This window comes from Palleronia pontilimi (genome assembly GCF_016412875.1).
In the GTDB taxonomy this organism is placed as follows: domain Bacteria; phylum Pseudomonadota; class Alphaproteobacteria; order Rhodobacterales; family Rhodobacteraceae; genus Palleronia; species Palleronia pontilimi.
Genome location: NZ_JAEKPD010000013.1, coordinates 73,100 through 88,394 on the forward strand (window position 1 = coordinate 73,100; position 15,295 = coordinate 88,394).

The window sequence follows — 15,295 nt, forward strand, 5'->3', positions numbered from 1 at the left end:
GGCTTATCCTTTTCCCCGCGCTAGCGGACGATGACTTTCGTTCCGGTGGGGACATTGGCGAAGAGTTCGAGCACATCCGCGTTGGTCAGGCGGAAGCAGCCCGACGTCTCGTAGGCGCCGACGGTACCCGCGCTGTTGGTGCCGTGAATGCGATAAAGCGTGTCGCGTCCGCCGGTATAGAGATAGAGCGCCCGGGCGCCCAACGGGTTGTAGGGACCGGGCGGGACGTAGCTGGGCAGGCCCGGGCTGCGCTTCAGCATGTCGCTGGGCGGTCGCCAGCCGGGCCATTCCTTCTTTGCGCCGACCACCGTGGTTCCGGTCCAGGTGAACCCTTCGCGGCCGACCGAAATGCGGTAGCGCTCGGCCTTGCCGCCGCCCAGGATCCTGTGCAGCGTCCTGTCCGCGTTCGAGATGATGATCGTTCCGGGCCGCTCGTTGCTGGAATAGGCAACGATTTCCTTGGTGCGGGCGCCGTGATCGCGCGGCACCTTGGCGTTCGCGGCGGTGGCCGCCTGCCCCGTTGCCAGCGTCGCGGCCGCCGCGACAGCGCCGATCAGGAAGCCGCGGCGCGATCTGTCCTGCGCGTCGGTCATGCGGACACCTCGGTCAGTTCCATCGACTTCATGTATTTCTGCAAAGCGTTCAGAAAGCGCGAACGATGTGCCACTTCCGACGGGGGAACACCGCGATCGACGGCTTCGCCGATCTGCGCGCTGGCAAGCGGCAGGTACGTGAAGGGCACGTCGCCGAAAAGCTCTTTCAGGCGGCTTTTGCCGATCCGCTGGCCGAACAGCCTGGATTCGTACTTGTTGACGACGACCTGCAACGCGAAGTCCTTGCCTCGGAGTTCCCGGATCCGGTCGATCAGATCGACCGTATGCTTGAGCGCCGACATGTTCAGCTCGGTCACCAGCGTACAGGTGTTCACGGCCGACAGCACGTCGTCCTTCCACTCGGTTTCATAGTAGGGGATGTCCACGAAAGTCTGGTCGTGCTCGATGGTGACGGCGTCCAGCAGGCGCAGCACCAACTCATAGCCATTGATCTCGGAATTGAGCTCGGGGCGCTTGAAGGAATAGACCGCGAAGCCGTTTTCGTGCTGCTTCTGGATCACGCGGATGAATTCGGCATCCACCCGATGCGGCGCGGCGGCGACGCTGGCCAGGTTGTAGCCGTTGATCATGTTGATCGCGTAGCTGCAATCGCCCAGCGAGAAATCCAGATCGAACAGCGCCACCGATCTTTTCTTGAACATACGCTGCGCGGCGATATCGGCCATCGATACCGCCAGCGTAGTGGCGCCCACACCGCCCACCGACGACACGACCGCGTGGACGCGATTGTTGTAGGTCTTGCGGAAACGCACCCCCTTGAAGATGCTTTCGATCAGGTCCTTGCCATCGACCGGCTTGGGCATCCAATCGTGTACGTTGAACTTGAAGAGGCGACGGGTTTCGTCCGCGGTCAGGGCGGGAGAGGACACGATCAGCGGCATGTGCGGGACGGCGGCGCGCACGTCGGACAGTAGCTCGATCTCGGCTTCGGTCAGAGCCGACACGTTGACGATCACCAGGTCGCCCGCCTCGGGAGTCAGGTTCGTCTTCAGGGCCGACACTTCGATCGGGAAGACCATGATGCGCGGCGATGCCTCGACCAGCGCCTCGATCTCTTCGTTGGTGGCGTCATTGCCAGAAACCAGAAGAATGCGGGACATCGGGTTGGGCGTCATGCCGAGGGCCTGTTCGTTTTGAATTTTCATCAGCAGGTATCCTTGCTGCACAAGTCTTCACTGGTGACCGAAACGCGATGGGGCGGCACAGCGATGCCCCCCGGAAGCCCAAGCGGCGTGAAGAATTTCATGATGTCGTCGAGAATGAAGAAATCGAAGAAAAGGTCTCTGACTTCCAGGCTGACCGACACGATGGGCCCGCCCGGCCGGTTCACATAGCCCAGGTCGGACCGGGTATAGGTGATCTTGATCTTGTCCCTGGGGATGAAGGCCGCGATATCGCAGATGCCGACGATCGCGGTAGTGGCATCAAGGCACCTGCGATCGCCGCCGTAATAAAGCCGGTCCAGCCGGGCCGCTATGCAGGTGGCGCCCTGGCAGCTGATCGGAACCGCTGTGCCGATGCTGATCGGGCTGCCGGTCGACGACCCGGTGGGATATGTCGCCAGCGCCGAGATATCGACCAGCGGATCCGACACGACCGCGTTGCGCGCACCGACCTGAAGCGCCTTCACGGTCTGGTTCCACTGGAACAGCACGACGCTGACCTCAATGGCCGCGGCGAGGGTCAGGATCAGCAATGGCATGACCAGAAGCGCTTCGGTCATCGAGATGCCGCGACGGTCGATCCAGAAGGACCGCACCCCATGGGCGACGATCACCATCCGATCTGCCTCATTTCGAGCGAGTAGCTGATCGTCACCGGGCTGCTGAGGATGGCGGAAAACGCAGGCGATCCCTGGTGCACGACGGTGCCCACAACCTTGACGATGTCGTCATCCTGGGGGGCCGTGGAAAGCGACCCCTTCGAAGGGTACAAGAGCAGCTGGCTGCTGTCGTCCCAGCCCGGAACGCGTCGGGGCTCGTTTGTTCCCGGCACGGGCGTGCCGTAGAAGGCGATATTACGGGCGGTCGTCTCGTTGCAGGCGCTGGGCACGGTGGGCGAGAAGACAGGTCTGCAGCGCGACCAGTAGCGCGCAGCATCGCGCACGCCCATGGCCAGTTGCTGCCGCTCCCACATCATGTAGCCGAATTCCAGCAAGCCGAAGGAAATGATGGACATGACCGGGAAGGCGATCAGCGCTTCGACGAGCACGGCGCCGCGCTCGTCCCTAGAATACCCCAGTTTCCCCAACATCTTCATAACGACTTCTCAAATGAACTGAGTCGATCCCGCGTCCCCACGACACGGGATGAACTCGTCTTGGCCCACCGCGCCGACGGTTCACCCGTCGGCGTCGATCGGTGTATTGTAGGTCGCGCGCGGAAACGCCTCGATCGTCTGGATGCCGGTATTCGCCATGTGTGCGTTGCCGCCCCGGAACGACACCGTGTCCCAGTGATTGAGGTAATCCGCGGATCCACAGCCCGAAAGCGTCAGCACGACCGCTCCGAGACCGAGTGCGAAACGCGCCTTATTTCTTGTTGATGACGGCATCTTCGAACTCCAGATCAATGATATGGCCATAGGGACCGACGACGCCGTTCCCATCGCGGAAGCGGCGCAGAAGATCGCGGTCGACTTCGAGCATCCCCAGCAGGAACAGTTCGACATCGTTGGACGAGCGCGTCGAGTCCAGCGGTGAGCTGAGCGGCGTGTTCGGCCCGACCGGCGCGACCAGACGCGGCGTTACCAGGATCACCAGGTCCGACTCACGCTTCTGGAAGCTGCGCGAGCTGAACAGGGTGCCCAGCACCGGGATCTGGCCTAGCCACGGCACCTGACTGGTATTGCGTGCGTTGTTGGCCTGCAGAAGCCCCGCGATCGCGAAGCTCTGGCCGTTGCGCAGCGACACAGTCGTTTCCGCCTTGCGCGAGATGAAGGCGGGCTGACCGTTGACTGTCAGCGACGGGTCGATATCCGACACCTCGGGCGAGATGCGCAAGCTGATTAGCTCGTCGTCCAGCACCGTCGGCACGAAGTTCAGGCGCACACCGTATTCGCGGTAGTCGGTGCCCTCGACCACGAAGCCGTTCTCGTTGACCGAAGTGGACGAGATCGGAACCTCGCCGCCGACGACGAAATTCGCCTCGACCCCGTTGGTCGTAACGAGCTTGGGGTTGGCCAGGCGGCGGGCAAGGCCCTTGTTCTCGAGCGCGTTGATCACGACGTCGATCTGGACGCCGGAAATCTCGAGCAACTCGCCGATCAGCGACCCGAAAGGTGCCCCGTTCTGGGCCGCGACACTCGCGCCGTTGGTGACGAAGGCGGTCTGCCCGCTTTCGCGCGTGCCGGTCAGGCTGACGCCGAGGTTGCGGCCGGCGTTGCGCTCGACCTCGAGGATCCGCACGTCGAGCTCGACCTGCTGGGCACTGGCCACCGAAATCGTATCGATCACCGGATCGGTCGAGAATTGCGCCGCGATGTCGAGCACGCGCTTCTTGTCCACGTTGTCCTTCACCGTGCCCGACAGGCGGATGCGGTTGTTGACGTTCATCACGCTGATCTGCGCGCTGGGAACGGCGCGCGCGATCGCCCGCTCGAGCTGCGAGAAATCCACCCGGACGCGCACGTCGATCACTTCGAGCAGCTGCTTGTCGTTCGAATACAGCGTGATGTTCGTGACGCCGGTGGTCTTGGCCTGGATGTATAGCGACGTGTCGGTTAGCGGAAAGACATCGGCAATCGCGTTATCACCGATCAGGATGTCCGCGAAGGGCCGGTCGGTCGTGACCGTGAGCGTCGTGCTTGGCGCGATCTCGACCGTCGACAGGACGCCATCGTCGATCCTGATGTCGCGGGTTTGGGCGTCGGCCGGGCCAGAGGCCTGGAAAAGCGCGGATACCGCGAGAAGCGCGGCCCCGATCAATGTTGTGAAATGGCGGGCCCCGGGGGGGCTGCCGATCTTGTGTTTCAAATGATTCATAACTGCGGGCCTGTTCCGTTTCTGCTCGATCTTCGTACAGAGCCAGCGATCCGTGATCTCAATTCGTCACTTGGATCAACTGCTCCGCGCCTTCTTCGATAGTCTCCACGCCGTATGTTTCGGCTTCGGTCGGATCGACCCGGTATTCTTGGCGCTGACCGTTGCCACGGGTCACGCCGATGACTGCCTTGCGCGGCGGCACGTAGGGCTGCGGGACGACGCGCTCGACCTCGACGACACGCTCGACGACAGTCGGCTCGGTTTCGCGCATCAGTTCTTCGAAATTCGACAAGCGGTCGGTGAAGCCGTCGGACATGTTGCGCAGCATCTCTTCGAGTTCCTGCAGGCGCTCGTCGTCGGCATCGGGCTCAGCGGCCAGTTCGGCCTCGGGCAGCAGGTTCTCGGCGACGTCCAGATCGCTCAGGTCGTCGATGGTGATCCGCTCATTCGCCTCGACCTCGGTCGATGCCAGGTTGCGCAGCGTCAGCGACAGCTGTCCGACATTGCCGGCCAGGACCAGCTTCTGCGCCTCTTCGGTGTTCACCTCGAACGTCACGGTGCGCACGACACTGGGCTGATCCTTGCGGTCGTCGGCGATCTGGTCGATCGCCAAGACTTTCACGCCCTGCAGTAGGACATCGACGTATTCGCCGCGCACCAGAAGGATGTCGACGCGGTCGCCGGGAAGCACGAAGCCCGCCACGCCGAGCACGTCGTTCACACGGATCGACACGGCCTTGAGGCCGGGCGTCAGAGCTGTTGACAACTTGGCGCGCACGCCGGGAAGCGTGACCCTGCTAGCCAGGATCGGCTCGCCCGCCGCCATGGTCGTCAACGCGAAGCGCGCATTATCTTCCTGATCGTCAGGGATCAGGTCCGCGATCGTCTTGAATGCGCCGTCAGGCTCGATTTCGCCGGACCATTCGATCGTGCGCACCTTGTTGGGCAGCAGGCGTTCCCCGAAGCTGATGGACTCGGTCGCGACAACAATCGTGTTTTTTGGAGCCTGGTCGCCAGGTGCCCCCTGCTCGGTGATTTGACGGGTCAGCAATTGCCGTTCGCTTGCCAGCCAGCCGCGCGCACCGAAAACAGCAAGCGCCGCCAGAACGACAGCGACCATCAGACTCAGGACCATAGACAAGCGCATCGGATTTCCCACTCCCCCGGATGTGTGTCAGATATCACCCGCCCTTATTCACCGTGTCAGACACGATGTTCCCGTGATGGAAATGTTTCAGGGTTGACATGAGCAGGCAACGAACTAGACGCGAATTTTCTAATCTGATGTATTTTTCCGACGATTTCTTCGGCGGGCTTCATGAACTTCGAAGCGAAACCATTTACGCTATTGAAATGAACGGGTTGCGGTCCCAGCTTGCACCGGGACCACGACTTGGCTTCGGTGTCCGGGCGCTGCGTGACGCGGGCGCCCGGACGCCGGTTCCGATCAGGTCGGAGTGCTACCCAGCGCAGACGCGATCCACAGCCCCCAGTTTTGCCAGGCCAGCGACAGCTGCTGGCCAAAGATCAAAACGGTTCCGATGACGCCGCCGATCAGAAGACCCAAGACGACGAGATATTCCGACAGCGCCAGGCCTTCGTCCTCGCTGTAATAGCGACGCACCAGGTCAGTCATGTAAGAAGTTACTTTTTGCATTTAATTGCTCCAATTCCTCGAGATGTACCCCATGAACACCCCTTCACTTACGCTCGACATTCGGTTGCTTGGATGGATGCCTCGGTCCCCACTCCGGCCCGTCGTCTTTGTATTGCCAGAATTAAGCCATAATCCGCTGATCCCACAAGCTTATTAGCAGACTATTGCCACATTTTGCGTTTTGTGATGGCCAATTGCATCGACGTGACCCGATTATCTTACGAATGATTACAGTGTATTTCAGCGACTCCCCCGGAATTAAATCCGGGGTTGAATTAAGAAGACCCATTAAACCTTGGATTGCGAACCATCCACAGTATCGCCGCAATTGATTCGCAGCGATTCGCGGTGATTCGCCTACCTGACCAGAAAAGCTTCTTTGCGAATCAAATCGTCGAGCGAGCCCAAGCCGCCACTGCCCAGCAGATCGACGATTTCGACATCGACCGTCGTGCCCGCGGACGGGTTCCAGGTCTTCATCGGACGCGTGAGGAAAATCCGGGCATAGGTGTTCACGTTCAGATCCGTGTTCCCCCCGGCCCCGGTTTCGGATTCACCCACGCAATCGATCATCGCGGCCACCAACGTCCGCGGATCCGCCGAAGGATCTACGGACGTGATCGACGTGAAGTTGCGGGTGAAATCCTGGGTCGAGCAATAGGGCGCGGCGACTTCGCCACCGGTGTCCTGGGCCTGGTTCGACGGCAGGCGCATCGTGGTTAAGTTCGGGGTCGGCGTCTCGATCTCCCAACGATAGACGTCATAACGCGACGCCTGTTTTCCGCTGAACGTCGAAGGGATCGACGCGGGCGTGTAGGCCTGCGATGGGAAGTTCACGTCCAGATACCGCTGCAGGTTCCAGTTCGAGTCCGTTCCCACATACGCGCCCGGCGTGCCCGTCTCGCCTGCCTTTTTCGGCGGGTTCGTCATGGCATCATTGTCTGGGAAGCCGTAGACGCCGTCGATCTTGCCGTTCTCGCCCCAGTATAGTCCCGAAACCGGGTCGATCTTCGTCGGGTCGGTCCATCCGGTCGCAAGGTCGATGATATGGTCGTCGCCGAACCGGCCTTGCGGCGTCCCTGCAGGGGCGCCGGTGGGCTTCACGCAGTCGTTGAAGTTTTGGCCGGTCTTCTTCGGGATGAACCCCTTGCGCACGTTCTGCGCGATCGCGGGCAGGTATGTGAGCCCTTGCCCAGAGCCGTAGCCCTGGTTCGGCATCATGTCGAAGCGCACATTCAGGCCGTCGGCGATCGCCTCGCGCGCGCCGGGCGACGTGTTCACGGTGTCGCCGTTGCGGATGCAGATGGGCACGCGGCCGCCCGCGAAATAATCGTTCAAGGCCGCGGTGCCATTGGCCCCGTCCACCGACAGGAATCCGAAATTGCCCGGAAACGCCGTCGAGCCGCCGCCCGGATGCAGGCGGATCATGCGGCCGTGCAGGTTGCCTGCGGCGAATTCCCTTTGCAACCGGTCAGGATCGGCTACGCCGAGATCGGTGAATTCGAACGGGTTGCAAACGAAAAGCGGCGGCACCTCGCAGATCGACGACTCGGACGTGGCGACGGCGATGGCGCCCACCGGCTGCGAACTGGGAACCCCGAACCGCGAGAAGATCCCGTCGAAAATCAGCTGAAGCGAGAATTCCGACGGAGAATAGGCGCGCACATAGACGTATTCGGGCGAGGTCGACAGCGTCTCGGCGTTGTGCGCGGTGATCCAGGCCGTGTCGATGACGGTGGTGTCGTCGGTGGGAATGGCGTCCAAGAAGTAGACATCGAACCGGTCGTCGCTGGCGGGGTTGAACGTCACCGATTTGGTCGTCGTCCCGTTGAAGCTGAGCATCCCGACAGGATTGGTCAACTCGCCCATGGCCGCGCGGGCGTCCGCGATCTGCGTTGACGTGCCGTCCAGTTCGCGCGCGCCGGTCAGCGCCATCGAATCGACCACCGCCTGAAGGTCTGCATGGGCATTGTTGCCCCGTCCGATATCGATCAGGATTAGTCCGAACCCCAGAAACACCGGCAGCAAAAGCAGCATCATGACCAAGACGAAACCGTCCTGCAAATCGCGCAAATATTTCATCTCGAATTCCCCGAAGTCCCCACTCCGAAATCCGGGGCGCGTCAGCAAACCAAGCCGTGCCCCAGAATTCAATTAACGATGCTAACAAGTTCCGGTCAATTCTGAAACTTGGTTACGAAAAAATGAACCACCCCATGCGAAGCGCCATGACCGGCACCGCCGCGACCGCCAGGGGCAACCCGTAAGGCACGCGGCCCGAGCGTTTAAGCTCGGCCAGCCAGCCGAAGGCTCCGCGCTCGGCCCCGGCAAAGGCCGACACGGTGATGATCAGGTAGAAGAGGATCGAGAAGACCATGAGGAAGACGACGAACGGCGCCAGTCCCATGTAGCCGAGATGCAGTCCCAGCGGCAGCATCAGCTTGGAATCGCCCGCCCCCAGCACGCCCAGCATCCACATCATGAACCCAATCACGAACAGAAGTCCGCCCGCCATCAGGTCTTGCCACAGGGTCGGGAAGCCCAGGAATCCCTGCGCGGGAAGGTAGAGCAGCAGGAAGGCCAGGACTAACTGGTTGCTGATGGTGAAGGTGCGGATATCGCGCCACGCTATCCAGACGAGCAGGACAATCGACGCCAGCTGCGCCAGCAGGGCGAGATACAACATCAGCGTGCGTCCAGGCGATCAGATCCCTCTGAGATCGCCCGGTGCTCTTTTGGGAGAATTGACCGAGTTGCGCAGCAGCTCGAGATTGTTGGCCGTCACCGCGTTTGCCGGATCGATCTCGTAGGCGCGCAGGAACAGGGCCCGCGCCGCGACCAGGTCGCCGCGCAGCAACTTCGAATAGCCGTAATTGTTCAGATACTCAGGGCGGTTGCCGATGACCGGCTGCAACCTGCGATACGCCGCGTCGGACTGGTCGAAGCGGCGCAGCATGTCGGCGCTGGCCGCGAAGCCCAGCAGCGCCAGCGCGTCGTCGGGCACGACTTCCAGCGCGTCCTTGTAAAGCTTGTAGGACTTTCCGTAATTGCCTTCCCGGAACTGCAGCTTGGCCGGTACCAGGCTGGTATCGTTGGGATAGAAATTGACGCTGGCCGTGTCGCGCGTGGTTGCGGGCGAGTCGCTGTAGGCCGATGTTTCGTTCAGCCCGACGTTTTCGCAAGCCGCCAGCGCCAGAAGGATCGTAACTGCAAAGATACGCTTCATAGGATCAATCCGCGGCCCCGGGCAACATACGGTTCCGGCCTTCTCGATGTTTCAATGGCCAAGTTTGGCCATTTGACGATAACTCAATGCGCATCAATAGGGAGCGAAACTTGCCGTTCCGGCAACGCGGCGGGATGCAAGTTGCATTTTTTCCACAGTGAATAGCGGCTTTTCGGGCCAGCGATGCTATCCCGGCTGATCTTTCGCGCAGCGGTACAGGTAGTAGGCGGTGCTGCCCGACATGCCATCCGAGGGGTCCGTCGGCAACTTGAAGGCGCGCGGCGCAGCGTCCGCCACACGGTTGCGCAGCACCAGGACATCCAGGTCCCCCGCAGCGGCGCAGGCCTTGTCGATCTGCTCGGCGCGCTGCGGGCCGGTCTGCGTCGGATCCAGCTTTTGCGGACAATTTCCAAGCACGTATCCCCCGAAATCGCCGGAGTTCAGCCCGCGCAGGGCTTGGGCACGACGCTCGAATTCGAGGGCCTGGCCGCGGAAGAACTGGATTCCGCTTTTCTGGCGGCAGCTGAAATAGCTGGGCATCCCCAGCTTGAACCACAAAAGGCCCACGCCCTCTTCCCAATAGACGGTCTTTCCGTCCAGCGCGGCGACTATCGCGGGATCAATGGGACTGACGCCCGTGTCGAACCGCTGCATCGCCGTCCGGTCGTCGATGCTTGTCCCCAGACCCACACTGACCGCGCCGAGCCCTGCAACCAGTGCCGCGCGCGCTTCGGCGCGGCCCGGCGGGCGCATCAGCCAGGTCAGCGCCAGGGCAATTGCCGCGATGCGCAGCGCGGTTTTCCATCCGTAGGCCTCGTCAGTCAGAGCGAACGCGTTCGTGCCGATCAGGCTTGCCGCAAGCAGCGCGCCGAGCGCGGCGACCGACAGTGCCAGCACGTCCAGCACGAAACGCGCCCTGCCCGCGCCTGCGCGCCCGGCCACCGCCGACAGCAGCGCGCCCAGCGCGACGATGGCCGAGCCCAGCGGGACCAGCCCCAGCGCCGCTTCCGCCACGGCGATGCCCAGAGACAGAATCAAAACGTTCGCGACGCGGCGCTGGGACAGGCGCAGCGCCTCGATCGCCAGCAGGTTGCCGAACAGCGTCACGAACAGCAGGACGCGCCAGAATTGCAGCGCCGCGATGAGCCGGTTGCCAAGCAGGTCGGCCCCGACAACGGACACCAGCAACATCGCGCAGGCTACACCGATCAGGCCGATGGCGAAGGACGCCCGCCGCGACGGTCCGGCCAGCCGTACCAGCAAAAGGACGGTCACGGACAGCTGGAGCGACGCGAAGATCAGCGACGCGTTCCAGCCGGTGGGATACACGATGGAATCCCGCAGGCGGGTCAGCGCGAACCATTCGGGATCGAGCGCTTGAAGCAGCCAGACGAATGGGCCGATCCCGGACCAGGCCAGCCCGAATGCCATGCCAGAACCGACCGCGGCCAGGATCGCGAAGCGCTTCCAGTCGCCTAGGGCGATCCACGCACCCACGGTCAGCGCGGCCAGGCCCGTCAAAGGATGCACCGCAAGCGCGACCAGCAGAAGCGCCCCGCCGGACAGATGCGCGCCGCGCCACAGCATCGCGAGGGCCAGCATCGAAAACGTCTCGGACAGCGGGCGCGGGGTGACGTAAGCCTCGCCATAGCCCAGCAGCAGGTTGCCGTATCCCGACGACAGGGCAAGGGCGAGTCCGGCGGCGATGAAAGCGCGGCGCGTGCCGCCGAAGACCGTCCGCGTCAGGACCACAAGGCTGGCCAACCACGCGGCAAGGCCCAACAGCCAGAATGCGAAAGTGGCGCGGCCCAATCCCAAAGCGTCGATGGCGGGGGCGTAGAGCTTGCCGAACAGGGCGAAATCGCCCTGGTTTCCGTAGCGAAACACCAGGTCCTGGCCCAGCGCTTCGCCGCCCAGGGCGCGCAGGGCCTGCACGGCGTAAAGATGGCCGTCCTGCGCAATGCCCGTGTAAGGCCGCGTCGCCAGCACCAGCACGATCAGCGCCAGCAGGCAGGCCAGCCCTTTGCGGCTGCTGAGCGGGACCCGTGCGTCAGCGCCCCCGAACAAGCCGCTTCGCGATGCCGGTGCGCCAGCGACGCCACCGGCGTCACTTGCTTTCATGGTACTCCTCTTCCGTGTTCACGTCCCACAGAAGGTGGCGGACATCGCGGCCTTCGACCAGGCCGTCCACGGCGATCATCGCCGTCAGCATCGAATGGTCCTGGTTGTTGTAGCGGTGCATCCCATTGCGCCCGACGCAGAACAGGTTGTCGAACTGACGGGTGAAATCCTCGACCTCGTCGAATCGGTCATAGGTGCCGAAATAGGCCGGGTAGGTCTTTGGCGTGCGGACCACCACGCCGTCCAGAACGCTGTCGGCGGCAATCAGGCCCAGCTTTTCCATCTCGGACGCGCCGAAGGCGATCATGTCCGCGTCGTCGCGGGTCCAGAGGTCGTCGCCCTGCGCGACGAAATATTCTAGGCCCACCCAGGTCGTGTCCGGATCGGCGACCATGTAGGGCGACCAGTTGTTGAAGACCTGAAGGCGGCCGACCTGCACGTCGCTTTCCTGGATGTAGATCCAGTTGTCGGGGAAGGCCTGCGGCTCCATCGTGCCGCTGCCGAGGCCGCGCTTGTCCAGCAGCAGGCCGACGGTCATGAAATCGCGGTAGCTGAGGCCGTCTGCAACCTCGCGCACGGGGTCCGGCGCGGGGGGCGTCCAGCCGCCAATGAGCTCGGTGATCGGCATGGACGAGAAGAACATGTCGCACGCAACGTCCCGCTCGTCGCCGTCGGCGTCGCGCACCGTGACGCTGTTGATCCGCGCGCCGTCATGGGCGATCTTTTCCACGCGGGTGTTCATGTGGATCTGGCCGCCAAGGGCTTCGACCTGGCGGGCGACGACCTCCCACAGCTGACCGGGACCGTATTTGGGATACAGGAATTTCTCGATCAGACTGGTCTCGGTTTCCTTTTGCGACAGCGATTGGCGCCCCGGCTTCATCTTGCGCAACACGTTTCGGACCAGCCCGGTGATCGACACGCCCTTGATCCGCTGCGCGCCCCAGTCGGCCGGAATGTCCTCGCACGGGACGCCCCAGACCTTTTCGGTATAGTCGCGGAAGAAGGTGGCGTAGAGTTCTTCGCCGAAGCGGTTGACGATGAAATCGCGCAGGGTGACCTCGGGGCGGATCGGGTTCAGCCGCGCGCGTCCGTAGCTGCCGACGATGCGCGCGGTGCGCCGGGCGCCCAGGTTGGCGAAGGTCTTGCGGCTGAATTTCAGCGGGTAGTCGTACATCTTGCGCCCGTAAAGGATGCGCGACACGCGGTTGCGCACCAGCATCACTTCGTCCACCGCGTCGGGATCGGGGGCGGCCGCGTTTGGCCCGTCGAGTTTTCGGTGACCGTTCTGGTAGCTGATGGTCAGTCCGTCTTCGCCGTCGGGCACTGCCTGTAGGGGCAGGACATGGGTCCACCAGTCCATCACCCGGTCGGATTTCGAGAAGAACCGATGCCCGCCGATGTCGATGCGGTTGCCCTTGTAGTTCACTGTCTTCGAGATGCCGCCGACTTGGCTGTCGGCCTCGAAGATGATGGGCTTGATGTCGGTGCGGGTCAGCAGCTCGTAGGCGGCGGTCAGACCTGCGGGACCGGCGCCTGCGATCACGGCGATCCGGTCGCTCATCCCTTGGCGCCCCCGGCCGCGCACAGATCCTCCGACCGCGCGCGGCGGAAGCTGATGTGTTTGTGCGCGAAGAAGGAATAGAACGCGGTCAGACCGACCGCGGCCACGTGGGCCAGCGATTGCGTCGGGACCGGGGCACCTTCGGCCAGGCTGGTCACGCGCAGCCCGGACCAGATCGCTTGCGCCAGCAGCGTCGTCAGCAGCAAGCCCCCGAGCGACACCAGGAAGAAATCGCGCAGCTCGTCCTGGGCCGCGCGGCCCGAGGCGTCGAAGGTATAGGCGCGGTTCAGCACGAAACTGACGCCCATCCCGGCTACGAAGGCGATCGCAACCGACACCGCGTATTCGAACGACGCGTCAAGACCTAGCACCCCGTAGAGCAGGTAGCCGGTGACGAGGTTGACCAGCGCCGCGCACCCCGAAAAACACAAGAACCGCAATACCATTTGTCAGACCCGCCGGACCGGTAATTGGTCCACCCCTTCGGTGAATACCCACTTTCGGCGCACCGTAAGGCGCGACCGGTGTGCGGACCAAGGATTATCTGGAAACTGACCCGAACATCCTGGGCAATGTGGCGGCGGCACTCGGACTGTGCACGCACCGAAAACAAATTCGCCCGCAATTTCGGAAGCGCGGCTGTCGGGCGTCAGCGCATTCGGTCCCGGACAGCGTGGTTCAAATTGGTCGTGCGAGTCCGGAATTAAAATTGCATTCATCGAGCGGAAAACAACCTGTGGGAGAGGTGCCAAACGGGAATTGTCGCATTTCTTTCCGGGCGGACCAAAATTCTTGAAAGTCGACGGCTTCTTTCCCGAAAGAATCCGTGAACGGTCTGTTTTCTGGGGTAAATCTTCACAATGCGGCCCATTCAAATTCGTCGGATCAGTTTGCGCATTTTCCGCGTTGATGGGCAGCGCGTATGCGCAAGCCGTCGTCGACCAGGACTTACGCGCGGAAATCGACTTCCGGGACACGGCCCTCAGCGTCTGCCTTGCGAGGACAGGCCGCGGGATCAATGGTCTTAGTATCCGTGCCGAACGGCGCAGCGATGACGGGCCGAGGCCGGATCACCTTCGACGGCTTAAAGCTGGGCGAGATCGATCCCGAGAAGATAAGCATCTTCGACGGCGTCGAGACCAAGCACGAGACGATCGCGATGTTGAACGGCGAAGTCGGCTGCATCCTCGAGACGCCCGTCACCGCCGACGATCTTGTGTTCTTCGCGCCATTCGACGCCAGCAACGATTTTTGGATCGCCGGGATCATCCTGGAACAGGGTCCGGTTCGCGCCGTCGCATAAGGAGGGTTTGACGATGGCGATAAAGATCAGGTTCTGCGTTTCGAAGTCGCGATCCGTTAGGGTCGGGTAGCGCGCCCGGATCGTATCGTTCAGCCGCCCCAGTCCGGTTTCTGGGCGCGACGCCTTTTCTTCGGGGATCTCGCTATCGAAATAACGCTCGGTCAGGGCGATGACTTTATCCGTCCTGATCCAGCTCAGGCAGAGGGCGATGTGGTGCTCGGGACCCGGGTCGTAGGCCGCGTGCCCCCAATCGATCATTTTTCGCTGCCTGGCATCGTTTTACCAGATCGTAGCGCGTGGCCGTGGCACGCAGGACGAGGATGTTCCGCTGCCGGTCGATCAGGTCCCGTTCGAGCGCAAGGCGGCCCAGAGACCAAGCGGTCCAACTGCCGCATCAGCGGAGGTTTCTGTATATTATGCGCGTTCTTGACCGCGACCAGCGCGTCCGGCGCATATTGGCGAGTCGATTATCAGAAGGTCAATCCGCGGCCCGGTCCAGATGAAGTCCTCGAACCGGGTATCGTGTATAGTGCCCTCTGCCCGTTTCGCCCCGGTCAGATCTTCGAAAAGCGGTCGGAAGGACTGGCCGGGCTTCAGCAGGCCGGGCAACCGTCGGTCATGGTCCTTGGTCCAGATGAAATTGTCGACCCCGTGCAAGGCGCCGAGATGGGCCACTTCGACACTCAGCACGGCAAGCCAGGATCCCATCTCGGGGATGACCGCTTCGGGGGACAGACGGTCGGCCAAGCCGACGCCAAGCACAACAACCGCCTTGCCAATGTGGCCGAGATCCATCTGCAAGGATGCGCCTAGTCACGCTGGCGCCAG

Annotated in this window: 16 protein-coding genes; 1 reads left to right on the forward strand and 15 read right to left on the reverse strand. The window is 62.5% G+C overall.

The features are described from left to right. Positions 1 to 20: 20 nt before the first annotated feature. From ILP92_RS12925 to ILP92_RS12995, 15 genes are all read right to left on the reverse strand, one after another. Complete coding sequence (locus ILP92_RS12925) at positions 21 to 593, reverse strand: L,D-transpeptidase (protein WP_198916827.1); 573 nt, start codon at positions 591 to 593, stop codon at positions 21 to 23. Further along, positions 590 to 1,759, reverse strand: coding sequence for a P-loop NTPase family protein (locus ILP92_RS12930; RefSeq protein WP_198916828.1), 1,170 nt, complete (start codon positions 1,757 to 1,759; stop codon positions 590 to 592). The genes ILP92_RS12925 and ILP92_RS12930 overlap by 4 nt, the downstream gene beginning before the upstream one ends. Next, a complete protein-coding gene (locus ILP92_RS12935; protein ID WP_198916829.1) occupies positions 1,759 to 2,394 on the reverse strand; it encodes a TadE/TadG family type IV pilus assembly protein in 636 nt (211 codons plus the stop codon). The genes ILP92_RS12930 and ILP92_RS12935 overlap by 1 nt, the downstream gene beginning before the upstream one ends. Further along, the gene (locus ILP92_RS12940; RefSeq protein ID WP_198916830.1) at positions 2,388 to 2,867 is read right to left on the reverse strand and encodes a TadE/TadG family type IV pilus assembly protein; all 480 of its coding nucleotides are present in this window, start codon (positions 2,865 to 2,867) and stop codon (positions 2,388 to 2,390) included. Before ILP92_RS12940 ends, ILP92_RS12935 begins: the two co-directional genes overlap by 7 nt. Positions 2,868 to 2,954: 87 nt before the next feature. Next, a complete protein-coding gene (locus ILP92_RS12945; RefSeq protein WP_198916831.1) occupies positions 2,955 to 3,113 on the reverse strand; it encodes a hypothetical protein in 159 nt (52 codons plus the stop codon). 31 nt (positions 3,114 to 3,144) lie between these two features. Beyond that, the gene (locus tag ILP92_RS12950) at positions 3,145 to 4,596 is read right to left on the reverse strand and encodes a type II and III secretion system protein family protein (RefSeq protein ID WP_198916832.1); all 1,452 of its coding nucleotides are present in this window, start codon (positions 4,594 to 4,596) and stop codon (positions 3,145 to 3,147) included. A 58-nt stretch (positions 4,597 to 4,654) separates the two neighbouring features. Further along, positions 4,655 to 5,716, reverse strand: a complete 1,062-nt coding sequence (cpaB, locus tag ILP92_RS12955) for a Flp pilus assembly protein CpaB (protein WP_198916833.1) — start codon at positions 5,714 to 5,716, stop codon at positions 4,655 to 4,657. A 327-nt stretch (positions 5,717 to 6,043) separates the two neighbouring features. Next, positions 6,044 to 6,232, reverse strand: coding sequence for a hypothetical protein (locus tag ILP92_RS12960; protein ID WP_198916834.1), 189 nt, complete (start codon positions 6,230 to 6,232; stop codon positions 6,044 to 6,046). Positions 6,233 to 6,610: 378 nt separating this feature from the next. Beyond that, positions 6,611 to 8,335 carry a TadE/TadG family type IV pilus assembly protein gene (locus ILP92_RS12965; protein ID WP_198916835.1) on the reverse strand — a complete coding sequence of 575 codons (1,725 nt, stop codon included), beginning with the start codon at positions 8,333 to 8,335 and terminating at the stop codon, positions 6,611 to 6,613. A 112-nt stretch (positions 8,336 to 8,447) separates the two neighbouring features. Continuing rightward, entirely contained in the window at positions 8,448 to 8,939 is a 492-nt protein-coding gene (locus tag ILP92_RS12970) for a prepilin peptidase (protein ID WP_198916836.1), read from the reverse strand. An 18-nt stretch (positions 8,940 to 8,957) separates the two neighbouring features. Continuing rightward, complete coding sequence (locus ILP92_RS12975) at positions 8,958 to 9,479, reverse strand: hypothetical protein (RefSeq protein ID WP_198916837.1); 522 nt, start codon at positions 9,477 to 9,479, stop codon at positions 8,958 to 8,960. Positions 9,480 to 9,665: 186 nt separating this feature from the next. Continuing rightward, positions 9,666 to 11,600: a hypothetical protein gene (locus tag ILP92_RS12980; protein ID WP_198916838.1), complete on the reverse strand. Its 1,935-nt coding sequence runs from the start codon at positions 11,598 to 11,600 to the stop codon at positions 9,666 to 9,668. Continuing rightward, entirely contained in the window at positions 11,587 to 13,164 is a 1,578-nt protein-coding gene (locus tag ILP92_RS12985; RefSeq protein WP_198916839.1) for an NAD(P)/FAD-dependent oxidoreductase, read from the reverse strand. Before ILP92_RS12985 ends, ILP92_RS12980 begins: the two co-directional genes overlap by 14 nt. Then, positions 13,161 to 13,610, reverse strand: coding sequence for a GtrA family protein (locus ILP92_RS12990; protein ID WP_198916840.1), 450 nt, complete (start codon positions 13,608 to 13,610; stop codon positions 13,161 to 13,163). Before ILP92_RS12990 ends, ILP92_RS12985 begins: the two co-directional genes overlap by 4 nt. Before the next feature lie 638 nt (positions 13,611 to 14,248). Then, positions 14,249 to 14,725 (reverse strand): hypothetical protein, encoded by a 477-nt coding sequence (locus tag ILP92_RS12995; protein WP_198916841.1) that lies wholly within the window; start codon positions 14,723 to 14,725, stop codon positions 14,249 to 14,251. 168 nt (positions 14,726 to 14,893) lie between these two features. Between ILP92_RS12995 and ILP92_RS13000 the strand changes: the two genes are divergently transcribed. Continuing rightward, positions 14,894 to 15,280, forward strand: a complete 387-nt coding sequence (locus ILP92_RS13000; protein WP_198916842.1) for a hypothetical protein — start codon at positions 14,894 to 14,896, stop codon at positions 15,278 to 15,280. The last annotated feature ends 15 nt before the right edge of the window (positions 15,281 to 15,295 follow it).

Bases quoted from the DNA above. Each gene is read 5' to 3' on its own strand.
- ILP92_RS12925 (WP_198916827.1), bottom strand. From the start codon at position 593: ATGACCGACGCGCAGGACAGATCGCGCCGCGGCTTCCTGATCGGCGCT.
- ILP92_RS12930 (WP_198916828.1), bottom strand. From the start codon at position 1,759: ATGAAAATTCAAAACGAACAGGCCCTCGGCATGACGCCCAACCCGATG.
- ILP92_RS12935 (WP_198916829.1), bottom strand. From the start codon at position 2,394: ATGGTGATCGTCGCCCATGGGGTGCGGTCCTTCTGGATCGACCGTCGC.
- ILP92_RS12940 (WP_198916830.1), bottom strand. From the start codon at position 2,867: ATGTTGGGGAAACTGGGGTATTCTAGGGACGAGCGCGGCGCCGTGCTC.
- ILP92_RS12950 (WP_198916832.1), bottom strand. From the start codon at position 4,596: ATGAATCATTTGAAACACAAGATCGGCAGCCCCCCCGGGGCCCGCCAT.
- cpaB (WP_198916833.1), bottom strand. From the start codon at position 5,716: ATGGTCGCTGTCGTTCTGGCGGCGCTTGCTGTTTTCGGTGCGCGCGGC.
- ILP92_RS12960 (WP_198916834.1), bottom strand. From the start codon at position 6,232: ATGACTGACCTGGTGCGTCGCTATTACAGCGAGGACGAAGGCCTGGCG.
- ILP92_RS12965 (WP_198916835.1), bottom strand. From the start codon at position 8,335: ATGAAATATTTGCGCGATTTGCAGGACGGTTTCGTCTTGGTCATGATG.
- ILP92_RS12970 (WP_198916836.1), bottom strand. From the start codon at position 8,939: ATGTTGTATCTCGCCCTGCTGGCGCAGCTGGCGTCGATTGTCCTGCTC.
- ILP92_RS12975 (WP_198916837.1), bottom strand. From the start codon at position 9,479: ATGAAGCGTATCTTTGCAGTTACGATCCTTCTGGCGCTGGCGGCTTGC.
- ILP92_RS12980 (WP_198916838.1), bottom strand. From the start codon at position 11,600: ATGAAAGCAAGTGACGCCGGTGGCGTCGCTGGCGCACCGGCATCGCGA.
- ILP92_RS12985 (WP_198916839.1), bottom strand. From the start codon at position 13,164: ATGAGCGACCGGATCGCCGTGATCGCAGGCGCCGGTCCCGCAGGTCTG.
- ILP92_RS12990 (WP_198916840.1), bottom strand. From the start codon at position 13,610: ATGGTATTGCGGTTCTTGTGTTTTTCGGGGTGCGCGGCGCTGGTCAAC.
- ILP92_RS12995 (WP_198916841.1), bottom strand. From the start codon at position 14,725: ATGATCGATTGGGGGCACGCGGCCTACGACCCGGGTCCCGAGCACCAC.